The organism is Mesorhizobium sp. M0139, assembly GCF_040322455.1.
In the GTDB taxonomy this organism is placed as follows: Bacteria; Pseudomonadota; Alphaproteobacteria; order Rhizobiales; family Rhizobiaceae; genus Mesorhizobium.
Genome location: NZ_JAMYTN010000011.1, coordinates 65,649 through 90,867, shown reverse-complemented (window position 1 = coordinate 90,867; position 25,219 = coordinate 65,649). Strand labels below are relative to the sequence as shown.

The 25,219-nt window shown below is 63.7% G+C and carries 26 protein-coding genes; 12 read left to right on the top strand and 14 right to left on the bottom strand.

Annotated elements, in window-relative coordinates; translation table 11 throughout:
- Positions 1–122: 122 nt before the first annotated feature.
- The gene (locus tag NKJ58_RS19790) at positions 123–1,070 is read left to right on the top strand and encodes an aldo/keto reductase (protein ID WP_023685347.1); all 948 of its coding nucleotides are present in this window, start codon (positions 123–125) and stop codon (positions 1,068–1,070) included.
- An 83-nt stretch (positions 1,071–1,153) separates the two neighbouring features.
- Entirely contained in the window at positions 1,154–1,768 is a 615-nt protein-coding gene (locus NKJ58_RS19785; RefSeq protein ID WP_023685346.1) for a LysE family translocator, read from the top strand.
- A 69-nt stretch (positions 1,769–1,837) separates the two neighbouring features.
- On the opposite strand, the gene NKJ58_RS19780 is transcribed toward NKJ58_RS19785, so the two are convergent.
- Positions 1,838–2,647, bottom strand: coding sequence for a lysophospholipid acyltransferase family protein (locus NKJ58_RS19780; protein ID WP_023673308.1), 810 nt, complete (start codon positions 2,645–2,647; stop codon positions 1,838–1,840).
- Positions 2,648–2,762: 115 nt separating this feature from the next.
- Positions 2,763–3,668, bottom strand: coding sequence for a LysR family transcriptional regulator (locus tag NKJ58_RS19775; protein WP_023673309.1), 906 nt, complete (start codon positions 3,666–3,668; stop codon positions 2,763–2,765).
- A 114-nt stretch (positions 3,669–3,782) separates the two neighbouring features.
- On the opposite strand from NKJ58_RS19775, the gene NKJ58_RS19770 reads away from it, so the two are divergent.
- Positions 3,783–4,415: a pyridoxamine 5'-phosphate oxidase family protein gene (locus NKJ58_RS19770; protein ID WP_023824704.1), complete on the top strand. Its 633-nt coding sequence runs from the start codon at positions 3,783–3,785 to the stop codon at positions 4,413–4,415.
- 92 nt (positions 4,416–4,507) lie between these two features.
- Here the strand turns inward: NKJ58_RS19770 and NKJ58_RS19765 are convergent, their stop codons facing one another.
- The 3 genes from NKJ58_RS19765 to ftsE form a co-directional block, all read right to left on the bottom strand.
- Positions 4,508–5,227, bottom strand: coding sequence for a YdcF family protein (locus tag NKJ58_RS19765; RefSeq protein ID WP_023824703.1), 720 nt, complete (start codon positions 5,225–5,227; stop codon positions 4,508–4,510).
- A gap of 133 nt (positions 5,228–5,360) precedes the next feature.
- Positions 5,361–6,350, bottom strand: coding sequence for a cell division protein FtsX (locus NKJ58_RS19760; protein WP_023824702.1), 990 nt, complete (start codon positions 6,348–6,350; stop codon positions 5,361–5,363).
- Positions 6,343–7,002, bottom strand: a complete 660-nt coding sequence (ftsE, locus tag NKJ58_RS19755; RefSeq protein ID WP_023685344.1) for a cell division ATP-binding protein FtsE — start codon at positions 7,000–7,002, stop codon at positions 6,343–6,345. The genes NKJ58_RS19760 and ftsE overlap by 8 nt, the downstream gene beginning before the upstream one ends.
- Positions 7,003–7,182: 180 nt before the next feature.
- Between ftsE and NKJ58_RS19750 the strand changes: the two genes are divergently transcribed.
- From NKJ58_RS19750 to NKJ58_RS19740, 3 genes are all read left to right on the top strand, one after another.
- Entirely contained in the window at positions 7,183–7,818 is a 636-nt protein-coding gene (locus tag NKJ58_RS19750) for a hypothetical protein (protein ID WP_352853659.1), read from the top strand.
- Positions 7,819–7,841: 23 nt separating this feature from the next.
- The gene (hpt, locus tag NKJ58_RS19745; RefSeq protein WP_023673315.1) at positions 7,842–8,384 is read left to right on the top strand and encodes a hypoxanthine phosphoribosyltransferase; all 543 of its coding nucleotides are present in this window, start codon (positions 7,842–7,844) and stop codon (positions 8,382–8,384) included.
- Between the two features lie 64 nt (positions 8,385–8,448).
- Positions 8,449–8,820 (top strand): response regulator, encoded by a 372-nt coding sequence (locus NKJ58_RS19740; protein WP_023673316.1) that lies wholly within the window; start codon positions 8,449–8,451, stop codon positions 8,818–8,820.
- A gap of 6 nt (positions 8,821–8,826) precedes the next feature.
- On the opposite strand, the gene NKJ58_RS19735 is transcribed toward NKJ58_RS19740, so the two are convergent.
- Entirely contained in the window at positions 8,827–9,777 is a 951-nt protein-coding gene (locus NKJ58_RS19735; RefSeq protein WP_352853657.1) for a DMT family transporter, read from the bottom strand.
- A gap of 226 nt (positions 9,778–10,003) precedes the next feature.
- Here NKJ58_RS19735 and NKJ58_RS19730 point away from each other — a divergent pair, with 226 nt between their 5' ends.
- Positions 10,004–10,867: a LysR family transcriptional regulator gene (locus NKJ58_RS19730; protein ID WP_023726969.1), complete on the top strand. Its 864-nt coding sequence runs from the start codon at positions 10,004–10,006 to the stop codon at positions 10,865–10,867.
- Here the strand turns inward: NKJ58_RS19730 and NKJ58_RS19725 are convergent.
- The 3 genes from NKJ58_RS19725 to NKJ58_RS19715 form a co-directional block, all read right to left on the bottom strand.
- The gene (locus tag NKJ58_RS19725; RefSeq protein ID WP_352760063.1) at positions 10,864–11,235 is read right to left on the bottom strand and encodes a glyoxalase superfamily protein; all 372 of its coding nucleotides are present in this window, start codon (positions 11,233–11,235) and stop codon (positions 10,864–10,866) included. The genes NKJ58_RS19730 and NKJ58_RS19725 overlap by 4 nt on opposite strands.
- A 41-nt stretch (positions 11,236–11,276) precedes the next feature.
- Positions 11,277–13,865 (bottom strand): TIGR02302 family protein, encoded by a 2,589-nt coding sequence (locus NKJ58_RS19720; RefSeq protein WP_352853655.1) that lies wholly within the window; start codon positions 13,863–13,865, stop codon positions 11,277–11,279.
- A 136-nt stretch (positions 13,866–14,001) separates the two neighbouring features.
- A complete protein-coding gene (locus NKJ58_RS19715) occupies positions 14,002–14,943 on the bottom strand; it encodes a threonine/serine dehydratase (RefSeq protein ID WP_352853653.1) in 942 nt (313 codons plus the stop codon).
- 50 nt (positions 14,944–14,993) lie between these two features.
- On the opposite strand from NKJ58_RS19715, the gene NKJ58_RS19710 reads away from it, so the two are divergent.
- Positions 14,994–15,296, top strand: coding sequence for an ArsR/SmtB family transcription factor (locus NKJ58_RS19710; RefSeq protein WP_023815687.1), 303 nt, complete (start codon positions 14,994–14,996; stop codon positions 15,294–15,296).
- A gap of 20 nt (positions 15,297–15,316) precedes the next feature.
- Here NKJ58_RS19710 and lysA read toward each other — a convergent pair whose 3' ends face one another.
- The 3 genes from lysA to argH form a co-directional block, all read right to left on the bottom strand.
- Positions 15,317–16,585: a diaminopimelate decarboxylase gene (lysA, locus tag NKJ58_RS19705; protein ID WP_352853651.1), complete on the bottom strand. Its 1,269-nt coding sequence runs from the start codon at positions 16,583–16,585 to the stop codon at positions 15,317–15,319.
- A gap of 80 nt (positions 16,586–16,665) precedes the next feature.
- Positions 16,666–16,872, bottom strand: coding sequence for a hypothetical protein (locus NKJ58_RS19700; protein WP_023673325.1), 207 nt, complete (start codon positions 16,870–16,872; stop codon positions 16,666–16,668).
- A 68-nt stretch (positions 16,873–16,940) separates the two neighbouring features.
- Positions 16,941–18,341 (bottom strand): argininosuccinate lyase, encoded by a 1,401-nt coding sequence (gene argH / locus NKJ58_RS19695; protein WP_023704313.1) that lies wholly within the window; start codon positions 18,339–18,341, stop codon positions 16,941–16,943.
- 34 nt (positions 18,342–18,375) lie between these two features.
- On the opposite strand from argH, the gene tlpA reads away from it, so the two are divergent.
- Positions 18,376–19,068 (top strand): thiol:disulfide interchange protein TlpA, encoded by a 693-nt coding sequence (gene tlpA, locus NKJ58_RS19690; RefSeq protein WP_352518502.1) that lies wholly within the window; start codon positions 18,376–18,378, stop codon positions 19,066–19,068.
- 96 nt (positions 19,069–19,164) lie between these two features.
- Here tlpA and NKJ58_RS19685 read toward each other — a convergent pair whose 3' ends face one another.
- Together NKJ58_RS19685 and NKJ58_RS19680 are read right to left on the bottom strand one after the other, a co-directional pair.
- Complete coding sequence (locus NKJ58_RS19685) at positions 19,165–21,612, bottom strand: bifunctional diguanylate cyclase/phosphodiesterase (RefSeq protein ID WP_352518501.1); 2,448 nt, start codon at positions 21,610–21,612, stop codon at positions 19,165–19,167.
- A gap of 147 nt (positions 21,613–21,759) precedes the next feature.
- Positions 21,760–21,906: a hypothetical protein gene (locus NKJ58_RS19680; RefSeq protein ID WP_023685332.1), complete on the bottom strand. Its 147-nt coding sequence runs from the start codon at positions 21,904–21,906 to the stop codon at positions 21,760–21,762.
- Positions 21,907–22,091: 185 nt separating this feature from the next.
- On the opposite strand from NKJ58_RS19680, the gene ugpB reads away from it, so the two are divergent.
- The 3 genes from ugpB (at position 22,092) to ugpE (ending at position 25,216) form a co-directional block, all read left to right on the top strand.
- Complete coding sequence (gene ugpB, locus NKJ58_RS19675; protein ID WP_352853648.1) at positions 22,092–23,402, top strand: sn-glycerol-3-phosphate ABC transporter substrate-binding protein UgpB; 1,311 nt, start codon at positions 22,092–22,094, stop codon at positions 23,400–23,402.
- 71 nt (positions 23,403–23,473) lie between these two features.
- Positions 23,474–24,358 (top strand): sn-glycerol-3-phosphate ABC transporter permease UgpA, encoded by an 885-nt coding sequence (gene ugpA / locus NKJ58_RS19670; protein WP_023686696.1) that lies wholly within the window; start codon positions 23,474–23,476, stop codon positions 24,356–24,358.
- A 9-nt stretch (positions 24,359–24,367) separates the two neighbouring features.
- Positions 24,368–25,216, top strand: a complete 849-nt coding sequence (gene ugpE, locus NKJ58_RS19665; RefSeq protein ID WP_352518500.1) for a sn-glycerol-3-phosphate ABC transporter permease UgpE — start codon at positions 24,368–24,370, stop codon at positions 25,214–25,216.
- Positions 25,217–25,219 lie beyond the last annotated feature (3 nt).

Genomic DNA, 25,219 nt, shown 5'->3' with positions numbered 1-25,219 from the left:
CTTTGTGAAGCGCTGGCCCGCTGGAAAATTGGCTGAGGCCTTTGACCTCGGCGCGGCGAGACCTAGCTTAGCTGCGGCCCGAAGCATTCGGGTCGCCCGCCGCCAGCCCACGGAGCCCCGTCTTGCAAAAACGCCGTCTCGGTCAAACCGACCTTTCCATCGCGCCGCTGGTCCTGGGCGGCAATGTCTTCGGCTGGACCGCGGACGAGAAGACCTCCTTCGACCTGCTCGACCGGTTCGGCGGCGCCGGCCTCAACGCTATCGATACGGCCGATGCCTATTCGCGCTGGGTGCCCGGCCACGCGGGCGGCGAGTCCGAGACCATCATCGGCAAATGGATGAAAAGCCGCGGCAACCGTGACAAGATCATCGTCATCACCAAAGTCGGCTCGGATATGGGACAAGGCAAGAAGGATCTGTCCGCTGCCCATATCGAAAGGGCAGTCGAGGCGTCGCTCAAGCGACTGCAGACCGATGTCATCGACCTCTATTTGTCGCACTGGCCGGACCCGACCACGCCTTATGAAGAGACGCTCGGCGCCTACCAGAAGCTGCTCGCTGCCGGCAAGGTCCGCCATATCGGCGCCTCGAATCTCGACGCCGGCCAGCTGCGCGCCGCGCTCGATGTTGCCAGCCTGCGCGGGCTGCCGCGCTACAGCGTGCTGCAGCCGGAATACAATCTCTACGATCGCTCATCCTTCGACGGGCCGCTGCATGATGTGTGCGTGGCCGAGGATATCGGCGTCATCACCTATTTCAGTCTCGCCAAGGGGTTTTTGAGCGGCAAATACCGTAGCGAGGCCGATCTCGGCAAAAGTGAACGCGGCGGCGGCGTGAAGGCTTATCTCAATGCGCGCGGCATGCGCATTCTGGCCGCACTCGACACTGTGGCGGCGCGCCATTCGGCCAAGCAGGCGGAAGTAGCACTCGCATGGGTGATGGCGCAGCCCGGCATCACTGCGCCGATCGCCAGCGCCACGACGCTGGACCAGGTCGACAGCCTGGTGCGCGCCGCATCGCTGAAGCTCAGCGCGGAGGATCTCGTGGCGCTGGACAAGGCCAGCGCCTAGCCGCGCAGGTTCGGCACGATCGTTCAAGACGACGGCTGTCCGCCTTGCCACACTGTTCTCCATTATTGTGGAGAAGAGGCAGCATGGCCGCAGACATTCTTTCGCAGGCGCAGCCCTGGCAGCAATTGCTGGCGCTGGTGCTGGCGGCAACCGTCGTCATGGGCAGTCCTGGCCCGGCGACGATCAGCGTCACGGCGATAGGGGCCGCCTTCGGCCTGCGCAATTCGCTTCACTACACATCGGGGATCATTTTAGGCACGGTCGCGGTGCTGCTGGTCGTGGCCACCGGCATCAAGGCTATCCTCACCTCGATGCCGGGCGTAGCGCCAGTGCTGGCGGTCGCTTCAGCCGCCTATATTCTCTACCTCGCCTACAGAATAGCGACAGCGCCGCCGCTGGCCGCGCGTGACAGCAGCGCGGTTCTGCCGACCTTCCTCGGCGGCTTCCTGCTCGCCGTTGCCAACCCGAAAGCCTATCTGGCGATTGCTGCGGTCCTTGCTGGCTCCGCGACCGCAGCTCTCGGCATCCCGGCCAGGCTGGCGGTTCTCACCCTGATGATCGTAGCCATCCATGTGCTGTGGCTGCTGGCCGGCGCGGCCTTCGCCCGCACCCTGCGCCAGCCGCTGACGTCGCGGATCATCAATCTGGCCTTCGCGGCGACGCTGGTGCTGACCACGGCGCTGGCGGCGTGGCCTTGAGCCGGCCCGCAGAAGAGATCAAGCTTTGGTCTTTTTTGTTTTGGCGCGATTCAGGACGGAAAAAACCGCTCACACTTTTCCTGGAATTGCTTTGGCGGCCGCGGCGAGTTCGGCCAGCCGCTTGACCGCCGTCGGCGGCATTTGCGGCGGGTTAGGAGCCTGCGATGCCTCGATCAGCAGCTGGTCGCAGGCGGCTTCCGTATCGCCGATCAGCCGGTCCATGAATTCGTCCTTGCCGAGCCCGGGCGGGATCGGCGGCAGGAAGCGGGCCTTGATGGTGCCGGGAAAGCGCAAAAATTTGCGGCGAGGCCAATAGAGGCCGGCGACATGGGCGACCGGTACCACCGGGACGCCAAGCTGCGTATAGAGCTCGACAATGCCGTATTTGTAAGCCGGCTCGTCGCCTGGCGCTCGGCGCGTGCCTTCGGGGTAGATAATCAGCTGGCGCGGATTGCGCCCCATCTCCTGCTTTGTCGATGCAACGACCTGCTTCAACGCCTTGGAGCGGCTGCCGCGGTGAACCGGGATCATCCGCATCTTCAGGATGTACCAGCCGAAGAAGGGGATCCAGGTCAGCTCGCGCTTCAGGATATAAAGCGGATCGTGGAGGAAGGGAAAGAAAGCGATCGCGTCCCAAAACGACTGGTGTTTCGGCGCCAGGATGAAAGAGCCCTCCGGCAGGTTCTCGACGCCGGTGATGTCGCTCCTGGTGCCGGCGATCTTGTCGTAGAGCCACAGGCTGGTGCGCGACCAGAATTTCGGCACGAACCAGGCGCGATGGCGTGGCGAGAGGAAGTAGTAAGGGGTCCAGAGGACCATCTGGACGATCAGATTGACATAGAAGACGAAGTTGAACGCCAGCGAGCGGATATAGAGCATGCGGGGAAGGGCCCGTTGAGGAGGTGTGCGTTGGTTACACCAAGCGCGGGCAAAAAGGAAACGCCGCAATGGCCTGACATAGGCCGGCTCGCCACTGACTCAAGCCAGTCTCAACTCACCACGTCGCCTGCAATAACCGCTGCTTCAGCCGCGGAGCGGCGAAATCGAGGAACGCCCTTAGTTTCACCGCCAGCAGGCCTTGGCCGGCATGGACGAGGCTCACCGGCCACGGCTGCGGCTCGAAGGGTCGCAAGACCGGGACGAGCACGCCGGAACGTACTGCGTCCGCGATCTGGTAGGAGAGCACCCGCGTCATCCCGGCGCCTGCAATCGCGGCATCGATTGCAGCTTCCGCCGTGTTGACGCGCAGCCGTGAGTGGATCGGCACGATCAGTTCGCCCTTGTCGCCGGCAAAGCTCCAGCTGGCGAGCGCTGCAGGCCCTTCGAAACTGATGCATTCATGCGCGGCCAGATCGTCCGGCGTCCGCGGCATGCCATGCGCGGCGATATAGGCGGGGCTGGCGCACACGACGCGACGGATCGCGCCGACGCGGATGGCAATGAGGCTCGAAGGCGCAAGCTCGCCGATGCGGATGGCAAGGTCGAGATGTTCCTCCGCCAGTTGGGTTATCCGGTCAGCCAGCGCCAGGCGAATGTTGACTTGAGGATAAGCCGCCAGGAATTCGGTGACGACAGGCAGCACGTGTAGGCGACCAAAGACGACCGGCGCGGTGATGAACAGGTCGCCGGTCGGCGTGCTGTATTCGCCGGCAGCGGTGCGTTCGGCTTCGCCGACCTCGCCGAGGATGCGGCGGCAGGCGGCGAGATAGGCCTGGCCGGCATCGGTCAGCGTGAGCTGCCGGGTCGAACGGTTCAGCAGGCGCGCCTGAAGGTGCTTTTCGAGGTCGGAAACCTTGCGGCTGACCGTTGCCAGTGGAATGCCGAAATGGCGGCCGGCAGCGGAAAGGCTGCCCGCTTCCACCGCGGCGACGAACAGCGACATGGCTTCGAGACGATCCATACTTTCTTCCGGAAATTGGAAGGATAGCTTGCAACTATGCCATCTACATCCAAAACATGGAAGGATCTACCTCTTCGCGTACAATGGCCCTGTTTCGGCCTCGCGGAGGCTTCCATGAATGCTCATACTTTCACCAGCGATGTCGCCTTCACGCCGACGGTCAAGGCGATCCAGACCCGCAAAGGTTCGCGCAAGGGCTATGTCAGCGCCGAGGAGCGCGGCGGATGGCGCGCCCATATGACGCCCGACCTCGCCGACTTCATCGCGGCGCAGACCAGCGTCTTCCTGTCGACGGCAAATGGCGAGGGTCAGCCCTACATCCAGCATCGCGGCGGGCCAGCCGGCTTCCTCAAGGTGCTGGACGAGAAGACCATCGGCTTTGCCGATTTCTCCGGGAACAGGCAGTTCATCACGCAGGGGAATCTCGCCGACAACAACCAGGCATTCCTGTTCCTGATCGACTATGCGCATCGCCAGCGCGTCAAGATCTGGGGCACGGCGCGCGTCGTCGAGGACGATGCCGAGCTTCTGGCAAGGCTGATGCCGCAGGACTACAAGGCGCGCCCCGAGCAGGTCATCTTGTTCACCGTCTCGGCCTGGGATGCCAATTGCCCGCAACACATTCCGCAGCGATTCGAGGCCGCCGATGTCGCGGCCGCACTCGCCGAACGCGACAAGCGGATTGAAAGCCTCGAACAGGAGATTGCGCGGCTGCGTGGCGCGGAAGACGGCACGGCCAAGGGGTAATCGAGCGCCGTCAGAGTCGTCTGTCCAATTCCCAAGGGAAAGCGTACGTGCTTTTCCCGGGAAAACCGCTACACACTTTTCCTGGAATTGCTTTAGTCCTTGGCGGTCGAAACCTCGGCCAGTGCGACGCTGTCGGCAGTCTGGCGGACCGGGACGACGCCGCGCGCAAGCGCCAGCAGGTATTTGCTGTATTCGGTCAGAAGCACGCGTAGCGCTTCCGGCTTGGTCAGCCAGTCGCCATTGTCCAGATTGGTGTTGACCACCGGATAGGGTTCAAGCCTGGCGCCATGCAGCAGGCGGCCCATCTCGAGCAGGCTGCGCGGCATGTGGTAATTGTTGGTGACGAGGATGATGCTGCCATAGGCGTGGCTCTCCACCCATTTAGCGCTTTCCTCGGCATTGCCGATCGTGTCGAGCGCGGCGCGGTCGATGTCGACACAGCAGGAAAACAGCGCCTTGTCGCCGCCGGTAGCAGCCTGCAATTGGCGGCGGCTGGCAGAGGGATGCACGCCTGAGATCAGCAGCCGCTCGCCCTTGCCGGAGGCAAGCAGATCGAGTGCTGCGTCGAGGCGGGCCTGACCGCCGGTCAAGACGATGATCGCATCGGCCTTGGCCGGGTTGGTCGGGGTCGTCATGTGGCTGACCTTGCTGGCGAACCAGCCGAAGCCACCGGCAAACAGGGCCACCAGCAGCAGTAGACAGAGGGAGGCGAGACGCAGGGCGGTGCGCAAACGGCCCAGCCCGGTACGCACACGCAAACGCACCACTGGCATCTGTCCAGCCGTTCCGGTCGACTCCCGCGCGTTCATCATCCTATGGTTAATCCTGAAATGCCTTTTTGGTAAGGAAAAAAGCGCACATTGCGTTACGTCGGTTTTCGATCCGTGATCGTCCCTTCCATTCCTGTCCTTGCCCCCGAACTGTTTTCGCTTCTGCCCTCACGGGTCACCCCGCATCCGGCTGGCGGACATCGATGTCGCTGAGATAGGCGACGACGGTGGCGTGCGAGGTCGCCGCCGTCAGTCCGCCGATCACCAGCACCATCAGGCCGACGCCGAGATAGCCTGCCGATCCGATGGCGAAATTGCCGAACAAAGCGGTGGCCTGGTCGGCCTGCGGCGTTGCCATGTTGCGCGACGACCACCAGGAAAAGACGATGAAAACCAGGATCGCGGCTGCGCCGCCGGCGGCCGCACCCTTCATCCCGGTGACCAGGAAATGCCAGCGGAATTCGCGCGCGATGAAGCGCGCCTCGGCGCCGACGAAATGCAGCACTTCGATGATATGGCCGTTACCCGCCATGGCGCCGCGCGTCGCAAACACTACGGTCAGCACCGTCGCCGACAGCATCAGGACCAGCACGGCGATGCCGATGGTGACCGTGGTGCGGGCCATGGCGACCAGCCGGTCGACCCATGTACGGTGATCGTCGAGCGAAGCACTCGGCAGCTTGGGCGTGAGCGCCGCACGGATGGCGCTGAAGTCGGGCGGGCTGGTCTCGTCGATGGTGACGATGATCAGGCGCGGCACCGGCAATTCGTCGATATTCAGGCCCGAGCCCAGCCATGGCTCCAAAAGGCGCGCGGTGGCGTCGCGATCGATGATCCGGGTTTCCTTCACGCCGGGGAATTCGCCGACGATCTGCGAGGCCTGGGCAAGGGCTGCCTCCATGTCGAGGCCGTCGACCGGCTTGATCTGAATCGTGGCCTCGCGCGAGATCTGGTTTTCCCAGACCGAGGCAGTGTCGCGCACCAGCGTGACGGCGCCGAAAGTTAGGCAGGACAGGAAGGTCATGATGGCGATGACCAGCACCAAGGCGCGGCCGGCGATATTCTGCGCCGGCACGATCGGCGCCATGCGGCGCTGGACGCGCTGCGTCGTCGTCGCGAGATCGGCGGCGTCTCCATGCAACTGTTCGGCCGATAGTTCAGTCATAAATATCCAGCCTTCCGCCGGCCAGGATCATGCGGCGCGCGTCGACCTGCTCCATCAGGCCGAGATCGTGAGTGGCGATCACCACAGCGGTGCCGAGCCGGTTGAGCTCGATGAACAGCCTGAGCAACCGGCGCGCCAGCGGCGGGTCGACATTGCCGGTCGGCTCGTCGGCAAGCAGGATTTCGGGCTGTTCGATCAAGGCCCGGGCGATTGCCGCGCGCTGCTTTTCGCCGCCCGAAAGGACGGGCGGCAGCACATGCATGCGCTCGCCCAGGCCAACCCATTTCAAAAGTTCGGTGACGTCGGTGCGGTAGCTCGCTTCCTCGCGGCCGCGCACGCGCAGCGGCAGAGCGACATTCTCATAAGTGGTCATGTGGTCGAGCAAACGGAAATCCTGGAACACCACGCCGATGCGGCGCCTGAGATGCGGCAGTTCAGCGCGCGAGATGCGCGAGCGGTCCTTGCCGAAGATGGTGATCAGCCCGCGCGTCGGCTTCAGCGACATGAACAAAAGGCGCAGCAGCGTCGTCTTGCCGGCGCCGGAGGGCCCGCTCAGGAACTGGAAGGAGCTCTCCGGAATGTGCAGGGAGATGTCGCGGAGGATTTCCGGACCCATGCCATAGCGGAGGCCGACATTTTCGAAGCGGATCACGTGCGACGACCTGAGGTGTGTGGCGGCGGCGTGCCAGCCCTTTCTGTCCAACGACCATCGGCCGCCATGGTTAACCGTCGGTTAATTTTCGCTGGTTTTGAGTGCGTCACAAGGGTTCCGGTGGGGAAGCGTTAACCATTTCCATTTACGCAAAAGAAACGAAGAGGCAACAGCGGGGCCATGATGGCTGAGCAACGAACCGCGCGCCCGGTTTCCGGCGAAATCATGACCGGGACAAGTGTCGCACCGGAATCGCGTCCTGTGGCGACCGACATCGTCGATGCGGATTATGAGGTGCTGCCGCAGCTGATCCCACTGATAGAAGCCATGCCGACGCCGGCGCGCGACGTCGCGACGCCGTCGATGGAAGGCATGGAGATGCTGCGCAAATCAGATGCGTCAGCCGGGCGGCCGGCATCGCGTGGCGGGCCGATCTTCTGGATTGCCGGCATCGGTGCGGCGCTTGCCGCCTTCTGGGTCTCGGGTGGCCATGCGCTGGTGCGCCAGACGCCGTTCTGGTCAGTCGAACAGCCGGAGGGCGCCGTACTCAGCATTGCCGGCGTCACGTCGCGTGTCGACGCCTCAGGACCCGCCCCGGTGCTGTTCGTGGATGGCGAGGCCGTCAATGACGGTTTGAAGGCGGGACAATTGCCGCCGCTGGAGATACGTGTCACCGGCAATGACAGCCGCATCACCCGTTATACTCTGGGGACATCCAACCGTTCTCTGGCGCCCGGCGAAAGATTCGGCTTTTCCAGCCGCCTCGATGTGCCTAGAAACGGCGTCAAGGCCGTGGCGGTCACCTTCGCCGGCTAGTCGGTTCTCTGGAAAGGTTGTTGATGCCAGTTGTGCGCGGCAAGGACATCGAGGTCCTGTTTTCGGCGTCCGCGATCGCGCGGCGCAATCTCGAACTCGCCAAGGAGATCGCCGAGCACGACTATCACGACCTGCTGGTGATTTCGGTGCTGAAGGGCTCGTTCATCTTCGCCGCCGATTTGATCCGCGCCATGCACGATGTCGGGCTGTCGCCCGAGGTCGAGTTCATCTTCATTTCCAGCTATGGCGCCGGCACCACCAGCGGCGAGGTGAGGGTGCTGCGCGACATCGACAATGAGGTCGCCGGCCGCGACGTGCTGCTGATCGACGATATCCTGGAGTCGGGCAAGACGCTCTCCTTCACCCGCAACCTGATGCTGTCGCGCGGCGCCAAAAGCTGCGCCATCGCGGTGCTGTTGGACAAGCGCATGCGCCGCCAGACGGAGCTGAACGCCGACTATGTCGGCTTCGACTGTCCCGATTACTTCGTCGTCGGCTACGGCATGGACGTCGCTCACGCTTTTCGCGAACTGCCGTTTGTCGGTGTCGTCAAAGGCGATGCCTGAGAAAAGGCCCCCGACGCTTCAAATTTTCAGAAAAAGTCAACTTTTGCCCGCCAAATTCCGGCCCATGGCAAAGCTTCTGATCGTCGAGGACGATGAGTCCGTCCGCACCCTCGCCGCCCGCGCGCTCGAACGCGCCGGGCACTCGATCGATATCGCCGCCGACGGCGCGCAGGGGCTGGCGATGGTCAGTGCTGCAGGCGGCGGTTACGACCTCGTCGTCTCCGATATCCGCATGCCGGAAATGGATGGCATCGAGATGGCGATCGCCGCAGCCAGGCTTTTCCCTGACATGAAGATCCTGCTGATGACCGGCTATGCCGACCAGCGCGAGCGCGCCGAGGAATTGAACGGCATCATTATCGACGTCGTGCAAAAGCCTTTCACGCTGGCCGAAATCCGCTCGCGGGTCGACCAGGCGCTCGCCTGCTTCGCCTGACACGCTTCAGGCGGCATCCTGAGACGCGGCGAGGACAGGCGCAGCGCTCCGGCGCCGTTCGGTGTTGAGCGCCAGCAGACCGGCGCCGATGATCAGCGCCGCACCGATGGCGGTGGTCGAGCGCGGCACCTCGTCGAAGAACAGGAAGCCCCACAGCGGCGACCAGATAATCCCGGTGTATTCGAAGGTGGCGACGCGGTTGGCTGGCGCCAGCCGATAGGCCTGCGACAGAAGGATCATGCCCGCGGAAGCGACGAAGCCGCAGGCGGCCATCTTGAGGAAATCCGGTGTCGTCGGCCAGACCCACGGCCGCACCAGGAATTCGAGGCTCGGATGGACCGCGTGGGTTATGCCGGCAAGCCAGAACGTGCCGGCAACCATAGCGGCCCCGACCAGATAGGCGCCGTTCTGGTAGAAGGCCATGACGGTGGAGGATTCTGTGTCGCCGATCTTGCGCGCCATCAGCTGCGAAAAGCCGTAGAGCAGCGCCGAGCCCAGCGACAACAGGGCCGCCCAGTCGAACAGGCCTGCGCCCGGGCGCAGCATCACGACCACGCCCAGCATGCCGATCAGCACGGTGGCCAGCGCCTGCCATGACACACGCTCGCCGAGATAGGGCCCGGCCATCGCCATGATGAACAGCGGCGCCATGAAGTAGAGCGCCACCGCGTCGGCGAGCGGCAAGGCAGCGATCGCCAGATAGTAGACCGTATAGGAGGAGAACTGGATGAAGGCGCGTATCGTCAGCAGGCCGAACCGCTTCGAGACAATGGCCCGCAGGCCGACATCGGCGCGAACGAGAACGACCAGGATCGGCAAAGCGACGATCGAGCGGATCCACATCACCTCGGTCACGGGATAGCCGGCCGACACCGCCTTGACCAGCGGGTCCTGGAGCGAGAACACCAGCACGCCAAGGCACAGGCTGATGATGCCGAGAACGATCCGGTTGCGCATGTTGTTCTGCCGGCCCTTGCCTTAACTGCCCGCAGCCGCCCGGCCATGGGGTAAAAAGAACCCGCCACCGTTTCGGGCAGCGGGTATGAGTGAGGACTCTTTGATTGGTCCGCAGCCGGTTTCGCGGCGGCATATCCAATGGGTGAGCGGACTATGCTGCGGCGTTTGACATGTTGCAAACGAATTGGAATGATACCAGCGATCAAATTTGCTTATGACGGATTCGATGCGGCCAGCCCTCGACAGCGATCTCCTGCGCACCTTTGTCGCCATTGCCGAAGCGGGCAATTTCACCCGGGCGGCGGAGCAGGCCGGGCGCACCCAGTCGGCGGTGTCGATGCAGATGAAGAAGCTCGAGGAGCTGGTCGGCGACAGCCTGTTCGAACGCGGCTCGCGCGGCGTGGCGCTGACGCGCCGTGGCGGCGAGCTGATCGTCAATGCCCGCCGCATCGTCTCGCTGCTCGACGAGACGGCGGCATCGATGGCGGCGGCACCGCTTGGCGGGCCGGTGCGCATCGGCATTCCCGAGGAATATGGTCACGCCATCCTGTCGCGCGCGCTCGGCGCCTTCTCGAAGCGTCACACCAAGGTCGAGGTCACCGTGCGCTATGCACATTCCGGCGCCCAGCTGGCGGCGCTAGCCGCCGGTGAACTCGACCTCGCCGTGGTGTTCGAATGGCAGGATCCTTCCGGCGGCGAGGTGCTGATGCACGATCCGACAGTGTGGGTGACATCGAGCCTGCATCACATGCATGAGGAGCGGCCGGTGCCGATCGCGCTCTACAACCGGGCCGGCTGGTGCAAGGACTTCGCCATCAAATCGCTGGAGCAGCGTGGGCTGGCCTACCGTGTCGCCTATACCAGCGACACCACCGGCGGCCTGAAGCTCGCCGTCACCTCTGGCCTGGCGATCGCGCCGATCTCGCACAGCAATATTCCGGATGGCTGTCGTGAACTCACCGCCGCTGACGGGTTTGGCCATATCGATTCCTCGAATGTGGTGATGCACCGCAGCCCAAATGCCTCAGGCGAAGCTATCGACGGCATGCAGGAGGCGATCCGCGAGGCGTTCGTCAACCGGCCGGCTTAGCCTGCCGCATCCTCGTAGAAATGCAGGCGATTGCCGAAGGGGTCGCCGACCGACACTTCACGGGTCTGCCACGACGTGGTTTCGAGGCCCGGCCGGGCGTAGCGGTATCTCTTGCCGATCAGTTCGCGGTGCAATGCCGCGATGTCCTCGACCTTGATGCGCATGGCTATACCCGGCGCGCCGTCGCCATGATGTTCGCTCAGATGCAGGACACAGCCGTCGCGGATTACACTCATGTAGAGCGGCGCATTGTCGTCGAAGCGGTGCTCGAACTCGACCTTGAAGCCGAGAAAGTCGACATAGAATTCGCGTGCCTTGGCGATGTCGAAGATGCGCAGGATGGGCGTGACGGCACCGAGTTTCGGCATGGCGCTGATACCATTCAGTTCGACGGATGTTGCCTTGGAGGCTACTTCAGCTCCAGCAGCCGCTCGAGGTAGCTGCGCTCGATGTCGGGGCTGAGCGCGTTGCCGAGCCGCTTGCGAATCGCTTCGAGAATCTGGCGGGCGCGCTGCACGTCGATCTCGTCGGGTACCTTCACCGAATCGCCGAAATCGGGTCCGCGGCTGGCGCGCGGCCGGCCCAGCGGATCGCGGCCGGCGTCCTGTTGGCGGCCGCCTTCCTGGCTGCCGCCCTGGTCCCCCTGCATCGCCTGCAGCTGCTTCATCATCTCCTTGGCGCCCTTGCGCAGCGCTTCCAGCGCGCGACCCTGGTGGCCGACTGCCTGGTCGCCTTCGCCTTCGCCAAGCGACTTTTCGGCATTGCCCATGGATTTGCCAGCGTCGCCAAACCCCTCATTGGGTTGCATGCCCATGCCTTCCAGGCCCTTCTTCAGCTTGTCGAGTTCGCTCTGCAACTGGCCCTGGCCTTCCTGCAGCTGCTTCATCGCATCGGCGAATTCCTGCGGTGTCATCGACTTCGGCCGGGCGAGAGGATCGCGATCCTTGCCGACGCCCGGCTGGTCCGGGTCGTCGCCATTGCCTTCGCCGGGCTGCTGATTATCTCCGCGCTGCATCTGGTCCATGCGGTAGGTGTCGTTCATCATCTCCTGCTGGCGGCGCATGATCTCGCCCAGCTTGTCCATCTGCTGGCGCATCTCGCTGTCCTGCTCGCCGCCCTGCTGCTGACGGCCGGCCTGCAGGTTGTTCATCATGTTTTCCAGCTGCGACAGCAGCTCCTGCGCCTTGTCGCGGTCGCCCGACTTCGCCAGGTTCTCGATCTGGTCCATCATGCGGTCGATATCACTCTGACGCAGCTCGCGACCATTCTGTTGCATCTGCGGCGCGTTCGGGTTCTGCTTGGCGCGCTCGGCGAATTCCTGCAGGAATTCGTTCATCGCCTCGCGCAGTTCCTTCATCGCCTTTTCGATCTCTTCGTCGCTGGCGCCGCGCTTGATGGCGTCCTGCAGCGCCTGCTGGGCCTGGCGGAGCCGCTTTTCGGCGGACGAGAGATTGCCTTCCTCGATGCCGAGCGCGATTTCCCAGAGATAGGCAACCTCGTTGCGCAACTGATCGTCGCTGTCCGACATCTTCAGCCGGCTGCGGGCGCTCATGATGGCGAGGTAATGCGACATGTTGTCGAACGTGTCCTCGGGCCGCAGCGTGATGGCGTCCATCAGGTCGAGCACGCGCGGCTTGGCATTGGCGTCGAGCGCCAGCAGGCGGCGCTGCTCGACCACCGCCCGCGCCAGCGGGTTGGCGAAGGGCCGCTCCGGCATCACAATAGTCTTGGTCTCGCTGGTCGCGGTGTGTCCGGCATCGTCGGTGGCGACAAGCGACAGCTTGATGCTGGCGCCGGCCCAGACGTGCTCGGTGAGGTCCTTGGTGGTCTTGGCGGCGTTCGCCTTGCCGCCGCGGCGCGGCAGCGCCAGCGGCAGGTCAGGCGGACCGTAGAGCGGATGCGCATCGGGCGCCGCCGGATCGGCCAGCGCGAAAACCGCCTTTGCGGTGGCCGCGCCATAGTCGTCGTCGATCTGGTAGTTGAGCTCGAAGGCGCCGTTGACGGCGCGCTTGGGCTCGCCGACGAAGCGGATCGTCGGCGGCTTGTCGGGGATCACCGCGAAGGCCCAGCGACCGAGATCGGCTTCGCCCGACTTCAGCGTCAGCGTGCCGTCGGCGGTCAGCTTGCCGGTGAACTGGCGCAGCTTGGGGGTCGCCGGGTTGACCGCCGCTGCCTTGACGGCCGCCACCTGTGGTCCCGACGGGTCGATGGCGCGAGCATTGCCGCCCTTGTCGGCAAAGGTTAGCGTTTCCTCGCCGGAGCCGCCGGTCACGCGCAGCGAGACGTCGCTGCCTTGCGGCACGGTGAAGGTGGCAACCGCCTGCTTGGCGTTGCCATCGATGACTGGCGCGGTCAAGAAGATGGGCGGCTTGCCGGTATAGGCCGGCGGGGTCACCCAGGCATCGATGCGCGGCGGTACGATGTCGCGCGCCGCATGGGCACTGAAACCATCGGACATCCTGCCGCCGGACGGTCCGAAGGAGAAGGCAAAAGCGGTGACCAACAGCAGCGCCGCCACGGCACGCAATGCCCACGGATCGCGCTCCGGCACGCGGGTACGCGGCAGGTCGGCGCCAAGGCTGCCGAGCTTGTCGGCCATGCGCTTTTGGTGTTCGCGCCACAACGCCTGGGAAAAAATGCTTTCCTTGCCGCTGGGACGGTCGGTCTGCACCAGCACCGGGCTGTGCTGCAACTGGTTGGCGGCCTCGATACGGCGGTCGATTTCAGCGGCGGATGGAAGCTTGAAGAAACGCAGCGGATAGAGCGCCGCCAGCGTGGCAATACCGAACGCCGTGACCAGGATAATGCGCGCAATGTCAGGCAGCCGGGGGAAAAGGCCGAGCCAGGAGAGGCTGAGAAACAGGCTGGCGACGATGAGCAGCGGCAGAAGCAGCGGCCAGCCGCGCTCGACCGTCATCGAGACCCGTGTCGCCAGCCGGCTCAGGGCAAGCCGCCCGGCCAGGCTGCGATCGCCACTGGAAATGGGGCGTTCCGTCATCGGCCCTTCCTGCCCGGGCGGGATAGCCCGGACTCAACAAGCAGAAGTTTACCAGCAAACACGGCAAAGGCGAGGCGGTTCCGGAAAACTTGAAAAGCTTTGACGGGTTTGCGTCCCACTTCAGTCGAAGCAAGGTTTAGAATTTCGCCGGATCGGTATTCGAGCCGCAGACAAGGACGGCGATCCGCTCGCCCGGCGCCGGCGTGTAGCGGCCGGACAGCAGCGCTGCGAAGGCCGCTGCGCCGCCCGGCTCGGCGATGATCCGCACCCGCTCCCACAGCGCCTTTTGCGCGGCGATGATGGCGTCGTCGGTGACCAGGATGGAGCGTTCGACAAAGGCCTCGGCGATCGGGAACATCATCTCGCCGACGCGTTTGGGCGCCAGCGAATCGGCGGCGACGCCTTCGGCCGGCGTATCGACGGGGTGGCCGGCTTCGAAGGCGCGATGCAGCGTCGGCGCGCCTTCGGGCTCGATGGCGATGATCCTGATGCGGCCGGCAAACCAGGCGGCGATGCCGCCGATCAGGCCGCCGCCGCCGACAGCGACCAGCAGCGTGTCGATGTCGGGCAGATCGTTTTCGATTTCGAGGCCGAGCGTGCCTTGGCCGACCAATGTTTCTTCCTGGTTGAAGGCATGGATCTGCAGCGCGCCGGTCTTTTCGGCAAAAGCCTCGCTGGCGGCCAGAGCCTCGGCATAGCGGGCGCCGCCGACGATCAGTTCGGCGCCGTAGCCGCGGATGCGCTGCAGCTTGGCCGCCGGGCTGACTTCGGGAACGAAGATCGTCGCCTTGTGGCCAAGCCGCATGGCGGCATAGGCGACCGCGGCGCCATGATTGCCGCCCGAAGCCGCAACCACGCCGGCCGCAGGCACCGGCCGTTCGAGCAGATTGGTGAAGGCGCCGCGCGCCTTGAACGAGCCGGAATGCTGCAGGCATTCGAGCTTGAGGTCGACCGCCAGCGGCGGCCGGTCGAAATCGGCCATGTCGACGCGCAGCACCGGCGTGTGCCTGATATAGCGGCGGATGCGCGGTTCCATCGCGGCAATGCGTTCGCGCGTGACGGTGTTGCCGTTCGTCATGACCATCTCCTTGGGATTGACAGCAATTAGTAACTTGGCAAAATGGCTAAATGCAAGAGGTTGATGTCTTCAAGGCGATCGCCAACGAACGCAGGCTGCAGATCCTCGACTGGCTGAAGGATCCGCAGGCCCATTTCCCGGCCCAGGCAGATGGCGATCTGGTCGAGGACGGCGTTTGCGCGCTGCTGATCGCGGAGAAGCTCGGCATTACGCAGGCGACGCTCTCCGAACATATGCGCGTGCTTACCCAGGCCGGCCTGCTGCGTCCCAAGCGCATCAAGCAATGGACGTTCTACCGCCGCGACGAGGACAGGATCGCCGACACAAGGATGCTCGTCCAGAACCGGCTGTAGCGCAGCCGGCGTGGCAGCTCCTATGCAAGCCAGTCGGGCACCGAATCCAGGCCGATCAGCTCGTCATAGGTCTGGCGCCGGCGTACGACATGGAAACGGTCGCCGTCGACCAGAACCTCGGGCACCAGAAGGCGGGTGTTGTAGGTGCCGGATTGCACCGCGCCATAGGCGCCGGCGGTGGTGACGGCAATGAGGTCGCCAGACTTGAGCCGGGGCAGGTCACGGTCGAGGCCGAGATAGTCGCCGGTCTCGCAGACCGGGCCGACGACGTCGACCGCCATGCGCGGCGTGTCGGCCGGCGGCTGCACCACCGGCTTGATGTCGTGGAAGGCATCGTAGAGCGTCGGCCGGATCAGATCGTTCATGGCGGCGTCGACGACGAGGAAGTTCTTGGCGTCGCCTTCCTTCACGAATATCACTTCCGAGACCAGGATGCCGGCATTGCCGACGATCAGCCGGCCCGGCTCGAACATCACCTTCACCCCAAGCTTTGCCAGATGCTTCCTGACGATATCGGCATAGGCATCGGGCAGAGGCGGCGGGCTGTTGTCGTTGCGGTAGGGGATGCCGAGGCCGCCGCCGAGATCGACATGCTCGACGGCGTGGCCATCGGCGCGCAGCGCGCCGACCAGTTCCGCCAGAAGCGCGAAAGCATCGTCAAAGGGCTGCAACTCGGTGATCTGGCTGCCGATATGGGTATCGATGCCGATGGGCTTGGTGCCCGGCAAACCGGCCGCGCGGGCATAGACCTGGCGCGCCCTTTGCCATGGAATGCCGAACTTGTTCTCGGCCTTGCCGGTGGAGATCTTCCTGTGCGTCCTGGCGTCGACATCCGGGTTGATGCGCAGCGAGACCGGCGCCACCTTGCCGAGCGCGGTGGCGCGGGCCGACAGCAACTCCAGCTCCGGCTCGGATTCGACATTGAAGCAGAGAATGCGGGCCTCGAGCGCAAAATCCATTTCGCGCGCGGTCTTGCCGACGCCCGAGAATACGATCTTGCTGGCCGGGATGCCGGCGGCGAGCGCGCGGCGCATTTCGCCTTCCGAGACGGTATCGGCGCCGGCGCCGAGCTTTGCCAGCGTCCGCAGCACCGCCTGGTTGGAATTCGCCTTCAAGGCGTAACAGACCAGCGTGTCGAGACCGGCAAAAGCCCCGGCGAACACCCGGTAGTGCCTCGTCAAGGTTGCCGTCGAATAACAATAGAACGGCGTGCCGACGCTTGCGGCGATGTCTGGTATCGCCACGTCCTCGGCATGGAGCACGCCGTCGCGGTAGTCGAAATGGTTCACGAGAGTGTTTCCGGAAGTTGGAGCACGAGACCTGGTTAGCACGAGACCTGGCCAGAAAGACCAAGCCGGTCTCATCGGCTCTAGATCAGCGGGTCCAGGATGAACTTCTTGTCCACGACCGGTTTTTCCGGCTCTGGCGGCACCGGCTGTTTGGCGCGCTCGGCGTCCTTGCGGGCCTGGACGGCCGCTTCATAGGGCGTGTCGAGACCAGCCTTACGGCCGCAAGCGGTCACGGCAGCCATCGCCGTCAGCAGCGTCAGCGTCACCAAAATCCTGCTCGCGGTCATCGATCCATCCGTCCGAAACTTTATGTGCTGCGCTTTTAACCGAGTTTTAGGCGCATTGCACCCCGGCATCATGCCTTGGCGATGCGCTTTTTCCAGCTGCGGATCTGCTTCCTGACCTCCGATGGCGCGGTGCCGCCGAAACTGGTGCGGCTCTTGACCGAATTCTGCACCGCCAGAACCGAGAAGATGTCTGCCGTGATGCCGGGGTTGATCGACTGCAGATCCTCCAGCGACAGCTTTTCAAGGCTCACCTTCTTCTCTTCGGCCAACGCCACCGCGCCGCCGGTGACATGGTGTGCCTCACGGAAGGGCAGGCCCAGCGCGCGCACCAGCCAGTCGGCGAGGTCGGTCGCGGTCGCGTGGCCCGAGCCGGCGGCTTTTTTCATGGCGGCGGCATTGACCGTCATGTCGCGCACCATGCCCGTCATCGCAGCCAGCATCAAATCGAGTGTTTCGGCAGCGTCGAAGACCGATTCCTTGTCTTCCTGCATGTCCTTGCCGTAGGTCAGCGGCATGCCCTTCATCACGGTCAGCAGCCCGACGAGATGGCCGGTGACGCGGCCGGTCTTGCCGCGCACCAGTTCGGCGGCGTCCGGGTTCTTCTTCTGCGGCATGATCGAGGAGCCGGTGGAGAAACTGTCCGACAGCCTAACGAAGCCGAATTGAGGCGTCGACCAGATGATGATTTCTTCGGCGAGCCGCGACAGATGCGTGGCGCAGATCGCCGCCAGGCTCAAAAACTCCAGCGCGAAATCGCGGTCGGAGACGCTGTCCAGGGAATTGCGCATCGGCTCGCGGAAGCCGAGCGCCTTGGCGGTCTTGTGGCGATCGATCGGAAAACTGGTGCCGGCAAGCGCTGCCGCGCCGAGCGGGCTTTCATCCAGCCGCTCGATGGCGTCGCGGACGCGCGACAGGTCGCGCGAAAACATCTCGACATAGGCCATGCAATGGTGGCCGAAGGTCACCGGCTGCGCCGCCTGCATGTGGGTGAAGCCGGGCATCACGGTCGCCGCATGCTCCTCGGCGCGGTCGAGCAAGGCTGAGATCAGCCCCTTCAGCGCCTCGGCGACGCGAAAGCACTCGTCCTTGACCCAGAGCCGGAGATCCACCGCCACCTGGTCGTTGCGTGACCGCGCCGTGTGCAGGCGGCCGGCGGCCGGGCCGATCAGATCGGCAAGGCGGGCCTCGATGTTCATGTGAATGTCTTCCAGCCGGGTCGAGAACTCGAACGTGCCGGCCTCGATCTCTTTCAGGATCGTGTTCAGCCCGTGAGCGATTTTTTCTTGATCGGCCGCCGAAATAATGCCCGTTTCAGCCAACATCTCGCTGTGGGCGACCGAACCTCTTATGTCTTGGGCATAGAGTTTGCGGTCGAACGAAATCGACGCGTTGATCGCTTCCATGATCGCGGCCGGACCCGAGGCAAAACGTCCGCCCCACATCTGGTTGCTGGCCTTCTTGTCGCTCATCGCTATAACCCGTGCTCCGGAGCAGTCTTAGAAAATGGCAGACGGTAGCAGATACTTCCCGGCCCCGCGCCTGATCCTCGCCGCTTTGCTGGCGGGCGTGCTGGCCAGCGCGGTCGCGGTATATGTCAGCGAGAGCGGGTCTGGCAACAACGCAGCCACCGGCAGCGCACCTGCGGCCGGCGCGGGCAACAGCAAGGACGACGTCGCCTGCGCCGCCAAGAGCGACCGCGCCAAAAAAGTTGCCGCCGCGGCCACCGGCCAGGTTGCGGCATTGCTGCCCGCCGATCCGCCGCAATCGCTGGAAAGTCTCGCCTTCAACGGTCCCGACGGCAAGCCGATGACGCTCGCCGATCATGCCGGCAAGACCGTGCTGCTCAATCTGTGGGCAACGTGGTGCGCGCCCTGCCGCGCCGAAATGCCGGCGCTCGACGCCTTGCAGAAGGAAAAGGGCAGCGATGCCTTCGAAGTGGTCGCGGTCAATGTCGATGCCGGCGACGATGTGAAGCCCAAGAAGTTCCTCGCCGATATCGGCATCGGGTCGCTCGGCTACTACCGCGATTCGACGCTGGCGCTGTTCAACGACGTCAAGACGCGTGGCTTGGCGCTAGGCCTCCCCGTCACCATGCTGATCGATGGCGAAGGCTGCCTGATCGCGCATATGAACGGACCGGCCGAATGGTCAGGACCGGATGCCAAGCGCCTGGTCGAGGCCGCACTCGCCCCTTAGAGCGGTTCACCGTTTCGTCGAAACGGCCCGCGCTAACTTTTTTGTTTCGACGCAATTTCGGACGGAAAACCGTTTCACACTTTTCCTGAAATTGCTCTAGGCTGAGCGCAGGGCCGCCGCCGGCGGCAGCATCAAGATGCTGCCGCCGCGTTGTTTGACGCCGGCGTCGTCTTGTGCCGCCGGTGCCGCTACGCCGGTCAATTCGCTGAACGCCTCGATCGGGCTGGGCCGGCCTAGATAGTAGCCCTGGCCGATCTCGCAGGCCTCGGCGTCGAGGAATTTCAGCTCGCCCAGCGTCTCGACGCCCTCGGCCAGAACCGGCAGGCCGAGACCGCGGCCAAGCCCCAGAACGGCGCGCACGATGGCTGCCACCTGGCCGTTGCTGTCGACTGATTTGATGAATGAGCCGTCGATCTTGATCTTGTCGAAGGGGAAGGCGCGGAGATTGGACAGCGAGGAGTAGCCGGTGCCGAAATCGTCCATCGCCACACGCACGCCAAGCGCCTTCACCTGGCGCAAGGTCGCCAGCGCGCGCGGCATGTCCTTGACCAGCGCCGTTTCGGTGATCTCGAGTTCGAGCCTGCCGGGCGTCAGGCCGGAGCCGAGCAGGACTTCATGCACCTTGCGGCTGAAATTCGGATTGTGGAGCTGCACCGCCGAGACATTGACCGCGACGGTGAGAGGGTTCTTCCAGCGCGCAGCCTCGGCGCAGGCCGTCGCCAGCACCCATTCGCCGATCTGGATGATGACGCCGCTGTCTTCGGCCACCGGGATGAAGGTCGCCGGCGACACGTCGCCGCGCTGCGGATGGCGCCAGCGGATCAGCGCTTCGAACCCGACCATCCGCCCGCTGCTGATCTCCTTTTGTGGCTGGTAGACGAGGCGAAACTCATCGCGCGCCATCGCCTGGCGCAGTTCGTGCTCCATCACGCGCCGGTCTCGCGCCTCGGCGCCCATCGAGGCCTCGAAGTAACGGTAAGTGTCCTTGCCCTCGGCCTTGGCGCGGTAGAGCGCGGTGTCGGCGTGGCTGACCAGGAGTGTCGGCTCATCGGCGTCGAGCGGATAAAGTGCAATGCCGATGCTGGCCGACACCAGCCCGCCACCGACCGACAGCCGGTTTTCCTCGCGCATGGCCGCCAGCACCGCCTCGGCGATGCGGCCGGCCGCCTGCGGATCGGGAAGGTTCGGAGCGATGATGGCGAACTCGTCGCCGCCGAGACGCGCCAGCATCTGTCCGTGGCGGAGCACGGCGGAGGCGCATAGCGCCACCTTCTGCAGCATGGCATCGCCGGCGCCATGCCCGAACAGGTCGTTCACTTCCTTGAAGCGGTCGAGGTCGAGCAGCAGCAGCGCAAGATGCCCACCCTTGCCGCCGCGGTCCATTGCGGCAATTTCGGCCTCGAGCCGGCCGGAGAAACTGCGGCGGTTGGGGAGCCCGGTCAGCGGGTCGAAATGGGCGAGGCGCAGGATCTCCTGCTCGGCCTTCCTGCGTTCGCGGATGTCGCGCACGGCGACAACGCTGTGCCGCTTGCCGCAATAGTCGATGCTCCTTGCGATAAGTTCGACGGGGATGGTGGCGCCGTCATGGGCTCTGAGTTCGGCTTCCTGTGCCTGTCCGCTGCAGTCGGACATGCCGGCCGCGGTGCGTTCGCCGAAGAGGTCGCCAAGCAGCATCGCGTTCAGCACTTCCGGCGCAATGCCGGTTAGCGCGGCGATGCTGTCATTGGCGCTGACGATGCGGGCGCCGTCGCATACGATCAGGCCCTCGACGGCGGCGTTGGCGAGGCCGTGCATGCGCTCGGCCTCGATCTTGTGACGACGGAAGCGCAGGTCGATCCACAATGCTGCGGCTGAAAGCACCAGGATAGCCATGCTGACTGCAGCGGCGGCGAAGGCCTGCGACATCGGTTCGACCGTGAACTGCGATATCTCGATGGAGGAGTCCGGGAAGATCGACACCGCGCCCATCGCGATGAAGTGCAGGCTGCAGATCGCCAGCGTCAACAGGATGGCGGCGGCGATTGTGGCCTGCATGGACGGCCGTCGCAACACGACCAGCAGCGCCAGCGCGGCGAGGGTGACGCCTGTCAGCACCGAGACGCCGACCAGCAGCGGGTTCCAGACGATGCGCCCTTCGACCTCGAAGGCGGCCATGCCGATATAGTGCATGGCGGCGATACCGGCGCCGAGGACCGCGCCGCCGACCAGAGGGTAGTCGATGCCCCGGCGCAAGGTGGCGATCCACATGCCCGCGGCGGTCAGGGCGACGGAACCGGCGAGCGAAAGCGCCGACATTTCCGTATTGTAGGCGTTGGGGATTCCGGGAGAAAATGCAAGCATTGCGATGAAATGCGTCGCCCAGATACCGAAGCCGGTGGAAGTGGCTGCTATCATCAGCCAGGTATAGCGGTTGCGCTCGCTCGAGCGGTCGACATGGCGAAGCAGGTTGACCGCCGAGAAGGAAGAAATACCGCAAATGAGCGCTGCCAGTGCGACCAGTCTCAGATCGTGCTCATGCACGATACAATTATAGACCGTCAGCATCTCGCCCCACCTGCTCTCCCACAGCAATCAAGCCGTCCACTTGATTAGTATGCCACGCTTGACGAAGAATCGGTTATGGGAACTACAACTACAGCGGGTTTTTCGGGTTGTATGTTGCGGCGATCCTGTCTCATTCCAGACGCACGGTTACAGCAGCGCCTGGCGCGATGCCGCTCGGCCGATCTCGATCTGGCCGAGCGCCGGTTTGGCGGCCGCACGGTGCAGGTGCGTGGCGCTGTCACGCGGGCCCTTCACGCATCGCTGGGCGGTCGGCGATCCTTGCAGGCCCACCATGCCCCATTCTATCGCTGAGCCGGCTTGGCATTTCTCTCTGTCCTCGTTGCAAGGCGAGGGGGCGCGAAGTTAGCCGGGTATGAAATTCACGAAACAGCAACAAATCCGTTGTCCGATTGTCATCAGCGACACATATTGCGTTCGCGGGAGCGCCCCTTTCGCCAATGACAAACGGGAGATGAAACATGAAGTTGTTCGGCTTTGCGGCCGGTGTTGCCGCCACCTTGACCCTGCTTTCCACCACCTCCGCCTTCGCCGCCACCCAGATCAGTTGGTGGCATGCCATGACCGGCGCGAATGCCGAGGTGGTCGACAACATCGCCAAGGATTTCAATGCCAGCCAGAGCGACTATGAAATTCTCCCTGTTTTCAAGGGCACCTATCCCGAAACGCTGAATGCCGGCATCGCTGCCTTTCGTGCGGGGCAAGCGCCCGACATCATCCAGGTGTTCGACGTGGGTACCGGCGTCATGATGGCAGCCGAAGGTGCGATCAAACCGGTGGCCGATGTGCTGACCAGCGCCGGCGTGACCTTCGACAAGAGCCAGTATTTGCCCGGCATCGTCGGTTACTATTCGAAGCCGGACGGGACCATGCTGTCCTTCCCCTATAATTCCTCGTCGCCCATCCTCTACTACAACAAGGATATTTTCCAGAAGGCCGGGCTTGATGTGAACAACCCGCCAAAGACCTGGAACGAGGTGTGGGAAGCCGCCAAGAAGATCAAGGCGAGCGGCGCCGCTTCCTGCGGCTATACCTCGACGTGGTTGACCTGGATCCACCTTGAGGCCTTCGCGGCCTGGAACGACGTTTCCTATGGCACCAACCAGAACGGACTTGCCGGAACCGACGTCGAGCTCAAGATCAATGCGCCGATCTTCGTCAATCATTTCCAGGCGCTCGCCGACCTGGCCAAGGACGGCACCTTCAAATATGGCGGCCGTACATCCGAAGCCAAGCAGATCTTTCTTGCCGGAGAATGCGGCATCTTCACCGAATCGTCGGGGGGTCTCGGTGACATCGTCAAGTCGGGCATGAACTACGGCATCGGCCAGCTTCCCTATGATAGTGACGCCAAGGGCGCGCCCCAGAACACCACGCCGGGCGGCGCCAGCCTGTGGGTGTTCGGCAACAAATCGGACGAGGAATACAAGGGCGTCGCGGCGTTCTTCTCCTACCTGTCCAAGACCGAAGTGCAGGAGTATCTGCACCAGAAGTCGGGTTATCTGCCGGTGACGCTCGCTGCCTATGAGGCGACCAAGAAGTCCGGCTTCTATGACAAGAACCCGGGCCGTGAGACGCCGATCCTGCAGATGCTGGGCAAGGCGCCGACCGAGAACTCGAAGGGCGTGCGCCTCGTCAACCTGCCGCAGGTGCGCGACATCGAGAATGAGGAGTTCGAGAAGATGCTGGCCGGCCAGCAGACTGCGCAGCAGGCGCTCGACAACGCGGTCGCACGCGGCAACAAGGCGATTCAGGAAGCGATCGGAAACTGAAGCGATTTGTCAGTTGAACCTCGTCCACGCGGACCCGCGTGGACGATTTCCTGAATAGCGAGGGAATCACCCTGTCTCCACGCGTCGTCTTCCCCAACAAGACCCTGCCTTACCTGCTGGTGGCGCCGCAACTCGCCATTACGCTGATCTTTTTCTACTGGCCGACCGGGCAGGCGCTCTACCAGTCGATGCTTAGGGAAGACCCGTTCGGGCTGAAGAGCAAGTTCGTCGGGCTCGCCAACTTTCGCAAGGTGCTGGCCGACCCGGCCTACCTCAACTCGATCAAAGTCACGCTGGTGTTCTCTCTGGCGACCGCGATCGTCGCCATGGGTGTGGCCCTGTTGCTTGCCGTCATGGCCGAGAAGGTGGTGCGCGGCAGAGGCCTTTATCGCACGCTGCTGATCTGGCCGTATGCGGTGGCGCCGGCGATTGCCGGCATGTTGTGGCTGTTTCTGTTCAACCCCTCGATCGGTTCGCTGGCCTACGCCTTGAGAGGTCTCGGCATCGCCTGGGATCCCTTGCTTAACGGAAACCAAGCCATGATCCTGCTGGTATCTGCGGCTGCCTGGAAGCAGATCAGCTACAATTTCCTGTTCTTCGTCGCCGGGCTGCAGGCGGTGCCGAAGACGTTGATAGAGGCGGCGGCCATGGACGGCGCCGGGGAGACGAAGCGCTTCTGGACCATCGTCTTCCCGCTGCTCGCACCGACGACCTTCTTCCTGCTGGTCGTCAACACTGTCTATGCGCTGTTCGACACTTTCGGTATCGTTCATGCCGTCACCGGCGGCGGGCCAGGCAAGGCCACCGAGACGCTGGTCTACAAGGTCTACAATGACGGTTTCGTCAATTTGATCCTCGGCGATTCGGCCGCGCAGTCGGTCATCCTGATGGTCATCGTCATCTCACTCACGGCCATCCAGTTCCGCTATGTGGAACGCAAAGTCCACTACGGTTGAGCGCGAGCGATGATTGGTCAGTCCCCGCTTCGCGCCCTCATCGCCCACGCCGTGCTCATCCTGGGCATCCTGATCGTCGCTTTCCCGATCTACTACACCTTCGTTGCCTCCACGCAGACGCTGCAGACCATCCTCAAGCCGCCATTGCCTCTTTTGCCCGGCGACCAGGTCTGGAACAATTACAGCGAGGCGCTGTTCGGCGGTGTCGGCCGCATCGGCGGCGTCAGTGTCGGCCGATTGCTGCTCAACACCACGATCATGGCGCTCGGCATCGCGGTGGGGAAGATTTTCATCTCGATCCTTTCGGCCTATGCGATCGTGTTCTTCCGTTTTCCGCTTCGGATGGTCTTCTTCTGGCTGATCTTCATCACACTGATGCTTCCCGTCGAGGTGCGCATCCTGCCGACCTACAAGGTGATGGTCGATCTCGGCATGATCGACACCTATGCCGGCCTGATCATTCCGCTGATCGCCTCGGCCACCGCCACGCTTCTGTTTCGCCAGTTCTTCATGACCATCCCAGGTGAGTTGGTGGAAGCGGCGCGTGTCGACGGCGCCGGACCATGGCGCTTCTTTTTCGACATCCTGCTGCCGCTGTCGCGCACCAACATCGCAGCACTGTTCGTCATCCTCTTCATCTATGGCTGGACGCAGTACCTGTGGCCGCTGCTCGTCACCAACAGAAACGACATGAACACCATCGTCATCGCACTTAGAAAGATGGTCTCCTTCGCCGATGCCGATACCCAATGGCATCTGGTCATGGTCACCGCAATGCTGGCCATACTGCCGCCGATCCTGATCGTGGTGCTGATGCAACGCTGGTTCGTGCGCGGACTTGTCGATTCCGAAAAGTGAGAA